The organism is Streptomyces abyssalis (genome assembly GCF_001751365.1).
GTDB classification, from domain to species: domain Bacteria; phylum Actinomycetota; class Actinomycetes; order Streptomycetales; family Streptomycetaceae; genus Streptomyces; species Streptomyces abyssalis.
The window spans coordinates 835,229-851,250 of sequence record NZ_LJGT01000040.1 but is presented as its reverse complement, the minus strand read 5'-3'; the positions used below and the strand labels follow the sequence as shown (position 1 = coordinate 851,250).

Here is a 16,022-nt window from a genome sequence, read left to right as displayed (position 1 = left end):
TCCGAACGAAGGGGTTTTGGTGTCATCTTGCTGCCTCTCATGCGGCAGCATCAGGCCTCCATTAGGCCGCTGGCCGTGTGGGAGTTTTGTGGGTATGCGAATGACACTCGACGAGCAGGTGGTTCTGCTCTCCATTGACGCTCGGGGGCGCTTTCCGGAGCCGTGGCGGACAGATTGCGCCGCCGCCGGAGCTGTCCTGCTTGAACTGGCCTTGGCAGGGCGGCTCGACGTGGACCACCACAAGGTCGTCGTAGCCGACCGGACACCTGTGGGTTCTGCCGTACTGGACGACGTGCTTGCGGTGTTGGCCGCACGCGAGAAGCCGGCCACCGCGCAGAGCTGGGTGCGTGAGCTCCGTAAGAGCGCTCGCGGTAGGGCACTGGACCGGCTTCGGGAGAGGGGGACAGTGCGCGAGGAGGTGTGCAGGACGCTGGGGCTGTTCACCACACGTCGCTACCCCACGCTCGACAGCTCCGTAGAGGTCGCGCTCCGCGATCGGTTGGCCGGTGTGGTGCTACGGGGCGAGACACCGGATGAACGCACCGTCGGCTTGGCGGTTGTGCTCAGTGCTGCTGGTTTGTACGAGTGCGCCTTCCCCGGGGTCCCGGCCCGGGACGTCGAACGGCGCACGGCGAAGCTGGCACATGACAACTGGGCCGCTCCCGCAGTACGCAGGGCCCTGGAGGCAATGCAGTACGAACTCGTCGCCGTCGTGGGCGCCGCGACCGTGGGCGCCGCCGTCGCCGGCACCAGCTAGTGACCTGACCCGTCAGCCGATCCGGCGCCCGGTGCACATCCGGTGCACATGAGGGTGGAAACAGGCGGTGGCCCGCGGAAGACGCCGGAAAGGCGCTTCCGCGGGCCACCGAAACCACGCAGCGTCGAAGGCCGGTCGACCGGCCCCCTTCCTAGATATCGAAGTACAGCTCGAACTCGTGCGGGTGCGGCCGCAGTTGCATCGGGGCGATCTCGTTCTCGCGCTTGTACTCGATCCAGGTGTCGATCAGGTCGGCCGTGAAGACACCGCCCGCCTGGAGGTACTCGTTGTCCGCCTCCAAGGCGTCGAGGACCGCGGGGAGGGAGGTCGGGACCTGCGGCACGCCCGCGTGCTCCTCGGGGGCCAGCTCGTAGAGGTCCTTGTCGATCGGCTCGGCCGGCTCGATCTTGTTCTTGACGCCGTCGAGGCCCGCCATCATCAGCGCCGAGAAGGCCAGATACGGGTTCGAGGACGGGTCGGGAGCGCGGAACTCCACGCGCTTCGCCTTCGGGTTGGAGCCCGTGATCGGGATGCGCATCGCGGCGGAGCGGTTGCGCTGCGAGTAGACCAGGTTGACCGGCGCCTCGAAGCCCGGGACCAGACGGTGGTAGGAGTTCACCGTCGGGTTGGTGAAGGCCAGCAGCGACGGGGCGTGCTTGAGGATGCCGCCGATGTAGTAGCGGGCGATGTCGGACAGGCCCGCGTAGCCCTGCTCGTCGTAGAAGAGCGGGGAGCCCTCGTTCCACAGCGACTGGTGGACGTGCATGCCGGAGCCGTTGTCACCGAAGATCGGCTTGGGCATGAACGTGGCGGTCTTGCCGTTGCGCCAGGCGGTGTTCTTCACGACGTACTTGAAGAGCATCAGGTCGTCGGCGGCGGCGAGCAGCGTGTTGAACTTGTAGTTGATCTCGGCCTGTCCGGCGGTGCCCACCTCGTGGTGCTGGCGCTCGACCTGGAGTCCGGCCTTGCCCAGCTCCAGGGAGATCTCGGCACGCAGGTCCGCGAAGTGGTCGACGGGCGGGGCGGGGAAATAGCCGCCCTTGTAGCGGACCTTGTAGCCGCGGTTGCCGCCGTCCTCGATAGTGCCGGTGTTCCAGGCGCCGGCCTCGGAGTCGATGTGGTAGTAGCCGGCGTTGGCCTTGGTCTCGAAGCGCACGTCGTCGAATACGTAGAACTCCGCCTCGGGACCGAAGAACGCGGTGTCGGCGATGCCGGAGGACGCGAGGTACGCCTCGGCCTTCTTCGCCACGTTCCGCGGGTCACGGCTGTACTGCTCGCCGGTGATCGGGTCGTGGATGAAGAAGTTGATGTTGAGGTGCTTCTCGGAGCGGAACGGGTCCAGCCGGGCCGTGCTCAGGTCGGGGACGAGCGCCATGTCCGACTCGTGGATGGCCTGGAAGCCGCGGATCGAGGAACCGTCGAACATCAGGCTCTCGTCCGGGTCGAAGGAATCGGCCGGGACCGTGAAGTGCTGCATGATTCCCGGCAGGTCGCAGAACCTGACGTCGATGAACTTCACGTCGTTGTCCGCGATGAATTTCTTGGCCTCGGCGGCGTTCTGGAACATCCATTTCCTCCTAGTCCCGCCGCGGAGGGACGGGAATTGCTCGGGGCGCGGGCCGGTGCGGGTGGGCACGCGCTGTGGCCGACGATAGGCAGGCACGATTTCTCAAGCGTGACCCAGTTGTTTCGCTGATGTTAACCAGTGCCCTGCCCGTGTCCGATGACCTGCGAACAAGGTCATTTCCGCGCGCGATACCGTTGTCCTGTGAACAACAGGGATGCCATCGGCTCATGGCTGTCCGGCCCCCGCGCCGCGGCCGAGGACATGGGGGCGGACTTCGGCCACCGGGGTGAGAGGCTGGGGCTGCCCGCGGAGGGGCCCCGCTCGATCGCGCCGGTGGGGCGCCGTCTGGGTGCGCTGTTCAGCGACTGGGCGGTCTCCGTGCTGATCGCGTACGGACTGTTCGCGGGCGGTGACCTGAGCAGCGCCGACAACTGGGCGCTGGCGGTGTTCCTCGTGATGAGTCTGCTGACGGTCGGCACCGTCGGCAGCACCCCGGGCAAACGGCTGCTGAGGCTGCGCGTGGTGACCGTCGAGGGTCTGGGCCGGCCGGCGCTGTGGCGGGTGGCCGTGCGTACGGCCCTGCTGGGGCTGGCCGTGCCGGCGCTGGTATGGGACCGCGACGGACGCGGCCTGCACGACCGGCTCTCCGGCACCGTCCAAGTGCGGATGTAGGCAGCACCCCGGACGCCCGGACGCGGACCCGGGCACCCCTACGGGATACGGCTGCGGACGCGGGCGGCGCACGTCCACCTACGGCTTCGAGGCCCGGACCGCCGGTACCGCGGACCGTCGGGCCCGCCGGCCGCGCCGGCAGGCCCGCCCGTCGCGGCAGTGTTCAGCGACCGCCCTGGCCCCGCGGCATCCGCATGCCCTTCGGCATCGGGCCCTTCGGGATCGGCATGTTGCTCATCAGGTCGCCCATCGCGCGCAGCCGGTCGTTGACCTGCGTGGTCTGCGGGCCCGTCTGCACGCGCGGCAGCTTCAGCAGCTTGGTGCGCAGCTTCTTCAGCTCCACCTGGCCTTCGTCATCGCCCACGATGAAGTCGTGCACGGGCACGTCCGAGACGACGCGGGCCATGCGCTTCTTCTCGGAGGCCAGCAGCGACCGCAGCCGGTTGGGGTTGCCTTCGCCCACGAGGACGATGCCTGCGCGCCCCACGGCTCTGTGGACGACGTCCTGGCTGCGGTTCATCGCGACGGCAGGCGTGATCGTCCAGCCCTTGCCGATGTTCTCCAGCACGGCCGCCGCGGCGCCCGGCTGTCCCTCCATCTGCCCGAAGGCGGCCCGCTCGGCCCGGCGCCCGAAGATGATCGCCATCGCCAGCAGGGCCAGCATCACGCCCAGGATTCCGGCGTAGACCGGATGACCGATCAGGAAGCCGACGGCGAGGAGTACACCGAAGGTGACAAGCCCCACGCCGGCCAGGATCAGGCCGATCTTCCGGTCGGCACGCCGGGTCATCTTGTACGTCAGAGCGATCTGCTTGAGCCGCCCCGGGTTGTTCTCGGAGTCTTCCTTCCTCGCCATGCGGGGAAGTTTACGTGGCGGCCGGCCTTCGCTCCGCCGCGGCCTCCAGTACTCGCTGGGCCTCGGTGCGTGCCGTGGCCCGGCGGCGGTCCTCGAGGACCGCTGTCCAGGCGTTTCGGCATGCTGTCCGGTGGCCCCTGCCCATCAGCAGGCTCTCGAAGCTTTCCAGCGCGCGCAGCGTGGTCCGCAAGACGGTTCCCCTCCGTGAGTCACGTGGCTGCCGTGAACGGGATGTCGTGAACGGTATGTACAGCCATCGTCACCGTTAGGTGTTACCAGCGGATGACGAGCGGGTCAAAGGCCGCGAAAGCCGATGCGGCCAACGTCACGCCGCAGCCCCCGTCACGGAGTGGTCCCGGTCACGCCGCCCGGGCGTCACGCGCCTCGATCGCCTGCTTGTACAGACGGCCCGCACGGTACGAAGAGCGCACCAGCGGCCCGGACATGACGCCCGCGAAGCCGATCTCCTCGGCCTCCTGCTGGAGTTCGACGAACTCCTGCGGCTTCACCCAGCGCTCGACGGGGTGATGGCGGGCGGAAGGCCTCAAGTACTGGGTGATCGTGATGAGTTCGCAGCCTGCGCCGTGCAGGTCGCGCAGCGCCTCGCTGACCTCTTCGCGCGTCTCGCCCATGCCGAGGATGAGGTTGGACTTCGTGACCAGGCCGTCCTCGCGGGCCCGGGTGATCACTTCGAGCGAGCGCTCGTACCGGAAGGCCGGGCGGATGCGCTTGAAGATGCGCGGCACGGTCTCCACGTTGTGCGCGAGCACCTCGGGGCGCGAGGAGAAGACCTCGGCGAGCTGCTCCGGTACGGCGTTGAAGTCGGGGATGAGCAGCTCGACGCCGGTGTCGGGCATCAACTCGTGGATCTGCCGCACGGTTTCGGCGTAGAGCCAGGCGCCGCCGTCGTCCAGGTCGTCGCGGGCGACGCCGGTGATCGTCGCGTAGCGCAGCTGCATCTGCTCGACGGACTCGGCGACGCGGCGCGGCTCGTCACGGTCGAGCTCGGCGGGCCTGCCGGTGTCGATCTGGCAGAAGTCGCAGCGGCGGGTGCACTGTTCGCCGCCGATGAGGAAGGTCGCTTCGCGGTCCTCCCAGCATTCGAAGATGTTCGGGCAGCCGGCTTCCTGGCACACCGTGTGCAGCCCCTCGCGCTTGACCAGGTCCTGCAGCGCGTTGTACTCGGGGCCCATCTTCGCCCGGGTCTTGATCCATTCGGGCTTGCGCTCGATGGGGGTCTGGCTGTTGCGGACTTCAAGGCGGAGCATTTTGCGACCGTCGGGTGCGACAGCGGACACGTCCGGCTCCCTACGTACTTTCGATTCCTCGGCGAACTTCAGGGTACGCCCACCGCTCCCGTGCCTCCCACCGCCGGTGGCCTCACAGACGCAGGGCGCGGTCCTGTGCGGGCGCGACCTCGGGCGGGGATCCGGGTGGAGCCGGGGCGCAGGCGGCGGCTCACACGGCGCGCGGCAGCGGCTCGGACGACTCCAGCACCTCGCGCAGGTGCTTCTCCATGACGGGCAGCACGTCGGCCACCGGCACGCCGTGTGCCAGCTCGTTGGAGAGCGACGTCACACCCGCGTCGCGGATGCCGCAGGGGACGATGCGGTCGAACCAGGTGTTGTCCGGGTCGCAGTTGAGCGCGAACCCGTGCATGGTCACTCCCTTCGCCACGCGGACGCCGATCGCGCCGATCTTGCGGTCCTCACCGCGCTGGCCCGCGTTGGAGGGGGCGTACTCGGGGCCTTGGAGCCGGGCGTCGTACTCGTCGTCTTCGCGTGCGTCCGCGTGCGGGTCGAAGTCGAGCGAGAGGCCGCCGAGATCCTTGCCCGGCCGGGCCGCGGCGTCGCCGAGGACCCATGCGCCGCTGCGGCCCTCGATCCGCGTGGTGTGCAGACCGAAGTCGGCGCAGGTGCGGATCATGGCCTCTTCCAGCCTCCGTACGTGGGCGATCACGTCGACCGGCCGCGGCAGCTTCAGGATGGGATAGCCGACGAGCTGCCCCGGACCGTGCCAGGTGATCTTCCCGCCGCGGTCGACGTCGACGACGGGGGTGCCGTCCACGGGCCGCTCGCTCGGCTCGGTGCGGCGGCCCGCCGTGAAGACGGGAGTGTGCTCCAGCAGCAGACAGGTGTCGGGGATCTCGTCCGCGAAGCGGGCCGCGTGCACGCGGCGCTGCTCCTGCCACGCCTCTTCGTAACCCACGGCTCCGGCGCCGAATCCCAGACGGACAAAGCGCAGCTCGCTCACGGCTCCTCCAATTTCGTGCCGCCGGCACGGGCTGTGCCGGGGCGGCCGGTCCCCGCGGGGGTGGCCGGCCTGTGCGGGACGGGTCGCGCGGGACCCGCCCTGGAGAAAACTGTACGGCCGCGGCGGCCCTTCCCGGCAGCCGGGCACCTCCTCACACGTATGGATGAAAAGGGCAGCGAAGCGGGCAAGTGGCCTGGGCAGGGCCGCTAAGTTCGCGCCGTTCCGCAGGGTGCCACGGCGCCTGCAGCAAGCCGCAGCTCAGGAGCCCGTAAAGCTGATGACCACCGAACGTTCCGGGGACTCCGCCGCCCAGTCCTCCCCCTCCCCCAGCCAGTCCTCGCCGGCTCCGGGCCGGTCCGCGGCGTCCTCTCCGTCCGCAGTGTCCTCGTCGCAGTCCTCGGCGCAGTCCTCGCCACAGCCGACGGCGCAGTCCTCGGCGCAGCGCGTGCCCAACCGTCAACTCTCCGCGCTCATCGCGGAAGCCGGCTTCTCCAATGCCGGACTGGCCCGGCGCGTGGACCAGTTGGGCCTGGAGCACGGTCTCGACCTGCGCTACGACAAGACGTCCGTCACGCGCTGGCTGCGGGGCCAGCAGCCGCGCGGCACGACACCCGCGCTCATCGCGGAGGTCTTCACCCGCCGCCTCGGCAGGCGCCTGACCGCTCAGGATCTGGGCCTGGACGCGTGCGCGCCGGTGTATGCGGGGCTGGAGTTCGCCGCGACGCCGTCCGAGGCAGTGGACATCGTCAGCGGGCTGTGGCGCAAGGACTCGGGCAGCCACGCGGAGCTGCGGAAGATCGCCTTCACCCCTGCCGGGCTGGTCGTGCCCAGCCGTGACTGGCTGATCGGGCGCCCCGACGAGCGGGTCGCCCGGGGAGTCGACCCCGACGGGGGGCCGGGCTCCGCCGGACCGGGCGCCGGTCCGGACGGCTTCACGGGCGGCCTCGGCAGGCCCGGCACCGCGGGTGCGGCGGCGCGGCACGGCGTCGCGGGCGCCCGGGTGCCCTCCCAGGTGCGCGGTCCGGCGCCTGGGCCGGGCGGCCTCCGTGCGGGCGGAGGCGGCCTCACGCCCGCGGGTCACCTGACGCGGGCCGCCGCCGGCGCCGCGGGAGCAGTGCGGTCCGCCGAACGTCCGGACCGCACGGAGCGCGGCCCCGGCCAACGGGTCTCCGTCGGCGACGTCAACGCTCTGCGCTCCGTCGGGGAACTCTTCCGCGCCCTCGACCATGCTTACGGCGGCGGTCACGCCCGCCAGGCCCTGGTGCGCTACCTGGAACACGAGGCGGAGCCGATGCTGCGCGGCGTCTACGGGGAGCAGCTGGGCCGGCGGCTCTTCGGCGCCGCCGCCGACCTGACGCGGCTCGCCGGCTGGACGTCGTACGACATCGCTGCGCACGGGCTGGCCCAGCGCTACTTCGTGCAGGCGCTGCGCCTCGCACAGGCGGCCGGCGACCGGGCGTACGGCAGCTATGTGCTGGTGACGATGAGCAGGCAGGCGGTGTATCTGGGGCACGGCCGGGAGGCGGTGCAGCTGGCGCGCGTGGCGCAGCAGGGCGTGGGCAGCACGGCCCCGCCGCTCGTGCAGGCACTGCTGCATGCGGCGGAGGCACGCGGACACGGAGTGCTCGGCGAGGTACGTGCGTGCACGTCGTCGCTGGCGCGCGCCGAGCGGGCGCTGGAGGCGGCGAAGTCCGGTGAGGACGTGCCGCCTTGGGCACGCCTCTTCGACGAGGCGCAGCTGGCGGACGAGAGCGGGCACTGCCACCGGGACCTTCAGCAGTACCGGGCGGCGGCGCAGCACGCGGAGCGCTCACTGCAGCTGCGCGGCACGGGGTTCGCGCGCAGCCGCCTCTTCTGCCGGGTGGTGCTGGCGACGGCGCGGCTGGGGCTCGGCGAGGTCGAGCAGGCGTGCGCGCTGGCCGCCGAGGCGGCGCAGCAGGCGGCGGAGATGCGGTCGGTACGCGCGCACGAGTACGTACGGGACTTCGAGCGGCGGCTGGAGCCCTACAGGGACGCCGCACCGGTACGGGGATACCGCGAACGCGTGGCGGCACTGCACTGAGCCGTCCCCGGCGAGTGGCCGGGCCGGTGTGAACCGGTGCCGGGCTCGTTGCTCGGGCTCGGGGCTCGGGCCGGGCGTCGGCGTACCCGGCCGAACTTCCCCTGACCGGCGGTCCGTTGCGACCGGGCCTACGGCCTGGTGGCGTCCGCCGCGCAGCGGTGCCGCGGCCGCGCGCCGGCACCGGCGGCGACACCGGCACCGGCCGCGTGGCGGGCGCCGGGCCCGGGGAGCCCCCGGGCGGAGCCCGGAGCCGGACGGGCCGTGCGTACTAGCCGTGCCGGACGGGCCGTGCCGGACGAGCGGTGCCGTAGAGGGCGGGCAGGCGTGTGGCGGCGGCCGCGCGTCAGTCCCCCGTGCGGCCGTCGATGTGCTCCCGTACCAGGTCCGCGTGGCCGTTGTGACGTGCGTACTCCTCCGTCATGTAGAGGAACAGACAGCGCAGGTCCTGGACCTGGCCCTTCGGGCGGCGGAAGGTGTCGTCCAGCGAATGCCGGGCGGCGGCGGCACGCGCCGCCGCGACCTCACGCTCGTAGATCTCGAAGTCGCCGCGGGCGCTCTCCGCGGTGCCGTCGTCGAAATCGCCCTCCAGGTTGTCCTCCGTGAAGAAGATCCACGGCAGGTCCTTCTCGCCGTCCAAGTGGTTGCGGAACCACCAGCGTTCGACACCGGCCAGGTGCCTGGCCAGGCCCAGCAGGGAGAGCGTGGACCGGCCGACCGGCCGCATCACGAGCTGCTCGCCGTTCAGCCCGCCGCACTTGTGGAGGAATGTCGCCCGCTGGAAATCCAGCGCGGTCTCCAGCGCCGTCCTCTCGTCCGCCGTGTACGTGCGGTCCGGGCGCTGCACTTCGGGAGTGGTCCAGGTCATGGCCGAACGTTACGGCCGGGCACTGACAATGCGCCCCGCAGAGCTGGGCTCAACCCAGCCACCGCAGCCCCGCCGCCGTCGGTGCGAAGCCGCACCGCTCGTAGAAGCCGGTGAGGTGCTCCCCGTGGTCGACGTGCAGCCAACGGGCGCCTGCACGCCCTGCCTCGTCAGCCGCGCGGCGCACCAGGCGCACTCCGACGCCCTGCCGCCGCACCGAGGGGTGAACGGTGGTGTCGAGCACGAAGGCATGCACCCCGCCGTCGCCCACGACATTGACCCAGCCGACGAGTTCGTCGCCGCGGAAGGCGGCGACCCACAGCAGGCTGCGCCGCAGCCGGGCGGCGAAGTCGGTGTGCCCGTGCTGCGGCCAGGAGGCGGCGAAGAGGGCGTTGAGCTCGCCGTCACCGAGCGGCTCGGACACTTCCAGCCGGACCCCTGCAGCGGACGGTCCCGGTCGCGGTCCTGCGCCCGGCCCGGCTTCCGGCCCCGCTCCCGGCGGTCCGCTCATCGGCGACGCAGGATCTCGCACGGGATCTCCATCGTCACCATCGTCGGACCGCCCGGCGGGCTGCTCACGGCGAGGATGCCGTCGAGCTGGCCCAGCCGCCGCTCGATGCCCGCCATCCCCGAGCCCTTGCCGAGGTCGGCGCCGCCCCGCCCGTTGTCGGTGACGGCGATGCGCAGCATGCCCTGGCCGCGTCCGTCCACCGCCGCCGCCTCCGCGAAGTGGACGTCGAGCCATACGCGTTCGGCCCGTGCGTGCTTGGCGGCGTTGGTGAGGACCTCGCTGATGGCGAAGTACGCGGCGGACTCGACCGGTTCGGCGAACCGTCCGTCCAGCTCGACGTCGGTCTCGACCGGGACCTGCATGCGCAGGGCCAGTGCTCTGGCCGCGTCGCCGAGGCCCCGTTCGGCGAGCACCGGCGGGTGGATCCCCCGTACGAGGTCGCGCAGTTCGGTCAGCGCCTCGGCGGAGTTCTCCCGTGCCTGTGCGATGAGCTTCTTCGCCTGCGCCGGGTCCTTCTCGATGAGCGCCTCGATCGTGCCGAGGCTCATGCCCATGGAGACCAGACGTGCCTGCGCGCCGTCGTGCAAGTCCCGTTCGATGCGGCGCAGTTCGGCGGCGGAGGAGTCGACGGCGTCGTGGCGTGTCTCGTACAGCCGCTCGACGCGTTGTTCCAGCTGTGCTCCGCGGCTGGGCGAGATCATGCCCTTGACGATGAGGAAGTGCCCCTTGATGAAGTACGGGTTCACACTCGTCGCGAGCACGATCAGCAGGGCACCGAGGCCCGCGCACAGGGTGGCCGTACCGAAGCCTTCGACGGGGATGAAGGCGTACCAGTAGTTGTGCTGCACGGCACGCCAGACGCCGGCGAAGATGACGAAGCCCTCGATGCCGTACCCGACGAGCGCGGCGGGGAAGAGCGCCGTGACGAAGCCGAAGACGGCATCGGTCAGCAGCCAGATCAGGTCCCGCCATGTCGCCGGGTCCCGCAGCAACCGCATGCAGCGCCGGACGGTGCCGCCGGCGCCGACGGCCGGAGGCAGCGGCCGGTAGGGGGGTGGGACGGTGATGCCCGTCCAGTCGTGGGCGAGCCGGCGCCGCTGATTGGCGTGCATGCGCACCAGGTGCGTCACCGCGGGTGTCGTGAACAGTCCGACGCCGAGCACGATGAAGACGATGGAGAGGACGCTGGCGATGAACAGCGCCAGGGAGACCCCGAGCGACAGCAGGCACAGCGCCAGCCCCCGCGCCGCAGCCAGAAGGGAGGCCTGGACACGCTTGCGCAGCGCCGGCCCCGCCGTCCCCTCCCCCGCGCTCGGCCGCGGGGTCATGTCGAGGGTCCCGGTCCCCGCTGCTGATCGTTGATTCACCGTTGCCGCTCCTTCTGCCTGGCCCCCGCAGCCGCTCGCCGCTCGCGTGCCCTGGCTGTTCCGTGCGCCGGGTTCCGCTCCAGTGTGCGCCGCGCCGGTCCGTACGGGCAGGGGGACCGGCACCCGTACGACGGTGTACCTGACGACACCCCCGCACTCCTCCGGCCCCCTCCCCGAAGAGGGGACCTCGGCGGCTGTGGAGGCCGGACGCCGCTTCCTAGCGTCGATGCGACCGATCGACATGGCCCCGGCTCCCGCCGGGACAGCCCTGGAAGAGGGGGAGTTCGAATGCTCGATACGCCGGAGCAGGCAGCGTCTCGAAGAGACCGGCTGCCGGACACGGACAAGGGGCCGCAGCACAGGCCACGACGACGCCGTCCCGGCCTGGCCGCACGGCTCGGCGGCTGGAGCACACGCCACCGCAGGACGGCGGTCTTCGGCTGGCTGCTCTTCGTCGTACTGGCGGCGGCCGCGGGCGGCGTCACGGGTGTGGCCGAGATGAACGAGTCCGAGGGCATGTCGGGCGACTCCGCCCGCGCCGAACGCATCCTGGAGGACGCCGGGATCGAGGCGCCCGCCGGCGAGATGGTCATGGTGACCGGTGAGGGCCGGCAGGGCTGGCAGCAGGTCGCCGGCGAGGTCGCCACGGCCGTGGAGGCCACCGGCGAGGCCGAGCAGGTGCGCCGCGCCGTCCCGTCGGAGGACGGCAGGGCGGGCCTGCTGGAGTTCCGGATGAAGGGCGAGGCGGAGAGCGCGGGCGAGCGGGTCCAGCCGGTCATGGACGCCGTGGAGAAGGTACGCGCGGCACACGAGGGCGAGGGCGTCACCGTCCACCAGTACGGGCAGGCCAGCGCAGACAAGTGGCTCGGCGACATGCTCGGCGACGACTTCGCCAAGGCCGAGTGGACGGCCGTACCGCTGGCGCTGGGCATCCTGCTGGTCGCCTTCGGGGCGCTGGTGGCCGCGCTGCTGCCGGTGGCACTGGCCGTCACCGCGTTCGTCGCGGCGAACGGACTGCTGGCCGTGGTCAGCCACCAGTTGCACATCTTCGACACCACAAGTTCCGTGATGCTGCTGATGGGCCTCGCCGTCGGCATCGACTACTGCCTGTTCTATCTGCGCAGGGAACGGGACGAGCGTGCGGCCGGCCGGGACGCGGAGACCGCGCTGCGGATCGCCGCCGCCACCAGCGGACGTGCGGTCCTGGTCTCGGGGCTCACCGTGATGGTGGCGATGGCCGGGCTCTTCCTGTCCGGGCTGCTGATGTTCAAGGGCTTCGCAGTGGCCACGATCCTGGTCGTTTTCATCGCGATGCTGGGCTCGGTGACGATCCTGCCCGCGCTGCTGTCCTGGCTGGGCGACCGCGTCGAGCGGGGCAGGCTCCCGTTCACCGGCGGCAGCCGCCGCGCACGGCAGGGCAGGCGCGGGAAGCACACCGGGAACGGGCAGGACGAGAGCGGACAGCGCATCGGCGGGCACCGCAAGAGCGGACACCGTGAGAGCGGACGGATCTCGGCCGGAGTGCTGCGTCCCGTACTGGCCGCGCCGAAGGTGTTCGCCGTGCTTGCGGCGGCGGTGATGCTCGTACTGTCCGCGCCGATGCTCGGCATGAAGACCGAACAGCTCACCCTCGACAAGCAGATGCCCTCCGGCTCGCCGCTGCGCACCTCCAGCGAGGCGATCAGCGACACCTTCCCCGGGGGCCCGGCGCCCGCCCGGGTGATACTCAGGGCCGACGACATCGGTGCGCCCCAAGTACGTGCCGCCATCACGGAGTTCACCGACCGAGCCCGCTCCGACGGGCACTTCGGCAGAGGCGTCGAGACGGTGGTGCACCGCTCCGCTGACGTCGCCGAGATCACCGTGCCCCTGGCGGGCGACGGCACGGACGACACCTCCAAGGCGGCGGTCGAACGGCTCCGCGGCACGCTGGTGCCGCAAGTCCTGACGCCGGTGGCCGAGGACGGTCAGGCGTACGTGGGCGGCGAGCTGGCCGGTTCGATGGACTTCAACGACCAGCTGCACCGCGGCATCGTGCCGGTCCTCGTCTTCATCACGGCCGTCACGTTCCTGCTGATGCTGGTGAGTTTCCGCTCGCTGCCCGTCGCGCTCGCCTCGGTCGTGCTCAACCTGCTCTCCGTGGGAGCTGCTTACGGCGTGATGACGGCCGTCTTCCAGCACGGCTGGGGCGCGGAGCTGCTGGGCACGGAGGCGGTCGGCGCGATCGAGTCGTGGATGCCGCTGTTCGTGCTGGTGGTCCTCTTCGGCCTGTCGATGGACTACCACGTCTTCGTCGTCTCGCGTATCAGGGAGGCGCACGAGCGGGGCGCACAGACCCGGGAGGCGATCCGTGAGGGAGTGCGCGCCACGGCCGGTGCGGTGACCGGCGCGGCGGTGATCATGGTGACGGTGTTCGCCGTCTTCGGCACGCTGTCCATGCAGGACATGCAGCAGATGGGCATCGGGCTCGCGGCGGCCGTGCTGCTGGACGCGACGCTCGTACGGATGGTGCTGCTGCCCGCCGTGATGATGCTGCTCGGCGAGCGCAACTGGTACATGCCACGCATGCTCCGCCGGCTGCCGGACCTGTCACACGGCGACCCCGCGGAGACCGCCGGGCCGTACGGCGACGGACCGCACGCCGCCGTCCGGTCCGACGACGGCCACGCGGCCCACCGCTCATCAGCCGGCTCGGCTCCGGCCGCACGCTCCCGCTGACACGGGCCGCCGGAAGCCCGGGACGCGAGCCACTCCGGGCGCCGGGTCGTGTCCCGGCCGCGTCCCGTCACATGGCCCGGTCACCCGCCCCCGGTCGCCGCGGCACACCCAGCCGCAGCGACCGGGGGCACGTTTGCGCAGCTCAGAGCGTTAGCGGAGGCCTTCCTGCGCGTGTGCGGGCACATGGCCCGATCCGGCGAGCTTCCCTCGTGAGGCGCAGCCCCAGCCCGTACGCTGCACCCATGCCGCACATCACTGTCGACTACTCAGACGCCCTCGCCGACACGTTCGACCGCCGCGGCTTCGGGCTCGCCCTGCACCCCCTGCTCGCCCGCACCGTCGTGGGTTCCGTGACCGGCTGCAAGACCCGCTTCCGGCAGATCGAGGAATGCGTGATCGCGGACGGCACGGACGAGGTCGCGCTGCTCCACGTCGAGGTCGCGCTGCTCTCGGGCCGTACGCCCGAGGCGAAGGCCGAACTCTCCCGCGCCGTTCTCGGCCTCGCCCGCGACCACGTGAAGCCGACGCCGGGCGTCACGCTGCATACTTCCGTCGACGTCTGCGACCTCTCCCGCGGCAGTTTCGCCAGTCACACCGAAGAGGATCACGCATGAGATTCGGACTGCTCGGCACCGGCCCCTGGGCGGCCAGGACACACGGCCCCGCCCTGGCCTCGCACAAGGACGCCGAGCTGACCGGCGTGTGGGGGCGCCGTTCCGAAGCCGCCCGGGCGCTCGCCGGCGAGCTGGGCACGCGCGCCTACGACGACGTCGACGCGCTGCTGAGCGACTGCGACGCGATCGCCGTGGCCCTGCCGCCCGACATCCAGGCACCGCTGGCCGTGCGCGCGGCGGAGGCGGGCTGCCATCTGCTGCTGGACAAGCCTGTGGCGACGACGCCCCGTGCGGCACGCCAGGTGACCGCCGCGGTGGATGCCGCGGGCGTCTCGTCGGTGGTCTTCTTCACGCTGCGCTTCAGCGAGCCGACGGCAGCGTGGATCGAGGAGCAGGCCGCGACGGGCGGGTGGCTGACGGGCCGCGCCGACTGGCTCTCCCCCGTCTTCGGCGGCGCCGACTCGCCGTACACGGCATCGCCCTGGCGCCGGGAGAAGGGCGCCCTGTGGGACGTCGGGCCGCACGCGCTGTCCGTACTGCTGGCGGTGCTCGGCGATGTCGACGACCTGGACGCGGTAAGGGCGGGGCGCGGCACCGGCGACACCGTCCACATGGTCCTCCGGCATGCGCAGGGCGCTTCCAGCACCTGCACGCTCAGCCATTCCGTGCCGCCCGCGGCGGCCGGCGTCACCGCCGAGGTCCGGGGCGCGGCGGGTGTGGCGACGCTGCCCGGGCGGGACGAGTCGCCCGTCGACGCCTTCTCGCGTGCGGTGGACGCGCTGGCCGAGTCGGTGCGTACTGGCGAGGCGCACCCCTGCGATGTCCGTTTCGCGCAGCGGGTGACGGACATCCTCACGAGCGCGGAGGCGGCCCTGCCGCAGTAGCCGGCGGTACCGGGGAGGGCGCGGGACGGCGGGCGGGGCCCCGGGGTCCGGTCACAGATCGGTACGCATGCCGGACGTATACCGGACGTAAGCCCGCAACTGCCCCCGCGGGCCGGTAGATTCGCCGCATCCCAGCTTTCCGTCCACCGTGGAGAATCCGTGCGCGTCGTCATCGCCGAAGACCTGTTCCTGCTCCGCGACGGCCTGGTGCGGATGCTGGAGGCGTTCGGCTTCGAGATCGCGGCCGCCGTGGACAACGGACCCGAGCTGAGCCGGGCGCTGAAGGACCTGGAGCCCGATGTGGCCGTCGTCGACGTGCGGCTGCCGCCGTCCTTCAGCGACGAGGGGCTGCAGTGCGCGCTGGAGGCCCGCGCCGAGCGCCCCGGGCTGCCGGTGCTGGTCCTCTCGCAGCACGTCGAGCAGCTGTACGCGCGGGAGCTGCTCGCGGACGGCACGGGCGGCGTCGGCTATCTGCTCAAGGACCGGGTCTTCGACGCGGACCAGTTCATCGACGCGGTGCGCCGGGTCGCCGAGGGCGGCACCGCCATGGACCCGCAGGTGATCCAGCAGCTGCTCTCGCGGCGTTCGCAGGAGGCGCCCATGGCCAAGCTCACAGGGCGCGAGCGGGAAGTGATGGAACTCATGGCGCAGGGCCGTTCCAATGCCGCGATCGCCACTCAGCTCGTCGTCACCGAGCGGGCCGTGGCCAAGCACACGTCCAACATCTTCGGGAAGTTGGGCCTTCCGCCCTCCGACGACGACAACCGTCGCGTGCTCGCGGTGCTGGCTTATCTGGACGGGTCCGACCGGGGCTGACCAGCATTATCTTGCCGCGCCCTCTCGTATAAGCACACAACACTCCATTAGCGTGCGCACCACATGTGTCAGCGGTGACCGTC

14 protein-coding genes are annotated in these 16,022 nt (G+C 71.3%); 7 read left to right on the top strand and 7 right to left on the bottom strand.

Annotated features, from left to right (window positions below; translation table 11 throughout):
* Positions 1–100 precede the first annotated feature (100 nt).
* A complete protein-coding gene (locus AN215_RS18580) occupies positions 101–757 on the top strand; it encodes a GOLPH3/VPS74 family protein (RefSeq protein ID WP_171904219.1) in 657 nt (218 codons plus the stop codon).
* A 151-nt stretch (positions 758–908) separates the two neighbouring features.
* Here AN215_RS18580 and glnA read toward each other — a convergent pair whose 3' ends face one another.
* On the bottom strand, positions 909–2,324 hold the full coding sequence (gene glnA / locus AN215_RS18575; protein ID WP_070011833.1) for a type I glutamate--ammonia ligase: 1,416 nt from the start codon (positions 2,322–2,324) through the stop codon (positions 909–911).
* 201 nt (positions 2,325–2,525) lie between these two features.
* Between glnA and AN215_RS18570 the strand changes: the two genes are divergently transcribed.
* Positions 2,526–2,996, top strand: a complete 471-nt coding sequence (locus AN215_RS18570; protein WP_070011832.1) for an RDD family protein — start codon at positions 2,526–2,528, stop codon at positions 2,994–2,996.
* A gap of 163 nt (positions 2,997–3,159) precedes the next feature.
* On the opposite strand, the gene AN215_RS18565 is transcribed toward AN215_RS18570, so the two are convergent.
* The 3 genes from AN215_RS18565 to lipB all read right to left on the bottom strand — a co-directional run bounded on the left by AN215_RS18565 (position 3,160) and on the right by lipB (position 6,105).
* On the bottom strand, positions 3,160–3,852 hold the full coding sequence (locus AN215_RS18565; RefSeq protein WP_070011831.1) for a DUF4191 domain-containing protein: 693 nt from the start codon (positions 3,850–3,852) through the stop codon (positions 3,160–3,162).
* A 359-nt stretch (positions 3,853–4,211) separates the two neighbouring features.
* A complete protein-coding gene (lipA, locus tag AN215_RS18555; RefSeq protein ID WP_070011829.1) occupies positions 4,212–5,150 on the bottom strand; it encodes a lipoyl synthase in 939 nt (312 codons plus the stop codon).
* Between the two features lie 160 nt (positions 5,151–5,310).
* Positions 5,311–6,105, bottom strand: coding sequence for a lipoyl(octanoyl) transferase LipB (lipB, locus tag AN215_RS18550; RefSeq protein WP_070011828.1), 795 nt, complete (start codon positions 6,103–6,105; stop codon positions 5,311–5,313).
* Positions 6,106–6,382: 277 nt separating this feature from the next.
* Between lipB and AN215_RS18545 the strand changes: the two genes are divergently transcribed.
* Positions 6,383–8,167, top strand: coding sequence for an NsdA family TPR-like regulatory protein (locus AN215_RS18545; RefSeq protein ID WP_245694542.1), 1,785 nt, complete (start codon positions 6,383–6,385; stop codon positions 8,165–8,167).
* 343 nt (positions 8,168–8,510) lie between these two features.
* On the opposite strand, the gene AN215_RS18540 is transcribed toward AN215_RS18545, so the two are convergent.
* The 3 genes from AN215_RS18540 to AN215_RS18530 all read right to left on the bottom strand — a co-directional run bounded on the left by AN215_RS18540 (position 8,511) and on the right by AN215_RS18530 (position 10,868).
* Positions 8,511–9,032: a DinB family protein gene (locus tag AN215_RS18540; protein ID WP_070011827.1), complete on the bottom strand. Its 522-nt coding sequence runs from the start codon at positions 9,030–9,032 to the stop codon at positions 8,511–8,513.
* A 49-nt stretch (positions 9,033–9,081) separates the two neighbouring features.
* Positions 9,082–9,453 (bottom strand): GNAT family N-acetyltransferase, encoded by a 372-nt coding sequence (locus AN215_RS18535; RefSeq protein ID WP_245694541.1) that lies wholly within the window; start codon positions 9,451–9,453, stop codon positions 9,082–9,084.
* Between the two features lie 83 nt (positions 9,454–9,536).
* Positions 9,537–10,868: a sensor histidine kinase gene (locus AN215_RS18530; protein ID WP_070011826.1), complete on the bottom strand. Its 1,332-nt coding sequence runs from the start codon at positions 10,866–10,868 to the stop codon at positions 9,537–9,539.
* Between the two features lie 327 nt (positions 10,869–11,195).
* Between AN215_RS18530 and AN215_RS18525 the strand changes: the two genes are divergently transcribed.
* The 4 genes from AN215_RS18525 to AN215_RS18510 all read left to right on the top strand — a co-directional run bounded on the left by AN215_RS18525 (position 11,196) and on the right by AN215_RS18510 (position 15,939).
* Positions 11,196–13,625, top strand: a complete 2,430-nt coding sequence (locus tag AN215_RS18525) for an MMPL family transporter (protein ID WP_070011825.1) — start codon at positions 11,196–11,198, stop codon at positions 13,623–13,625.
* A gap of 242 nt (positions 13,626–13,867) precedes the next feature.
* Positions 13,868–14,239, top strand: coding sequence for a 5-carboxymethyl-2-hydroxymuconate Delta-isomerase (locus AN215_RS18520; RefSeq protein WP_070011824.1), 372 nt, complete (start codon positions 13,868–13,870; stop codon positions 14,237–14,239).
* Entirely contained in the window at positions 14,236–15,123 is an 888-nt protein-coding gene (locus tag AN215_RS18515) for a Gfo/Idh/MocA family protein (protein WP_070011823.1), read from the top strand. The genes AN215_RS18520 and AN215_RS18515 overlap by 4 nt, the downstream gene beginning before the upstream one ends.
* Positions 15,124–15,282: 159 nt before the next feature.
* The gene (locus AN215_RS18510; protein WP_070011822.1) at positions 15,283–15,939 is read left to right on the top strand and encodes a response regulator transcription factor; all 657 of its coding nucleotides are present in this window, start codon (positions 15,283–15,285) and stop codon (positions 15,937–15,939) included.
* Positions 15,940–16,022 lie beyond the last annotated feature (83 nt).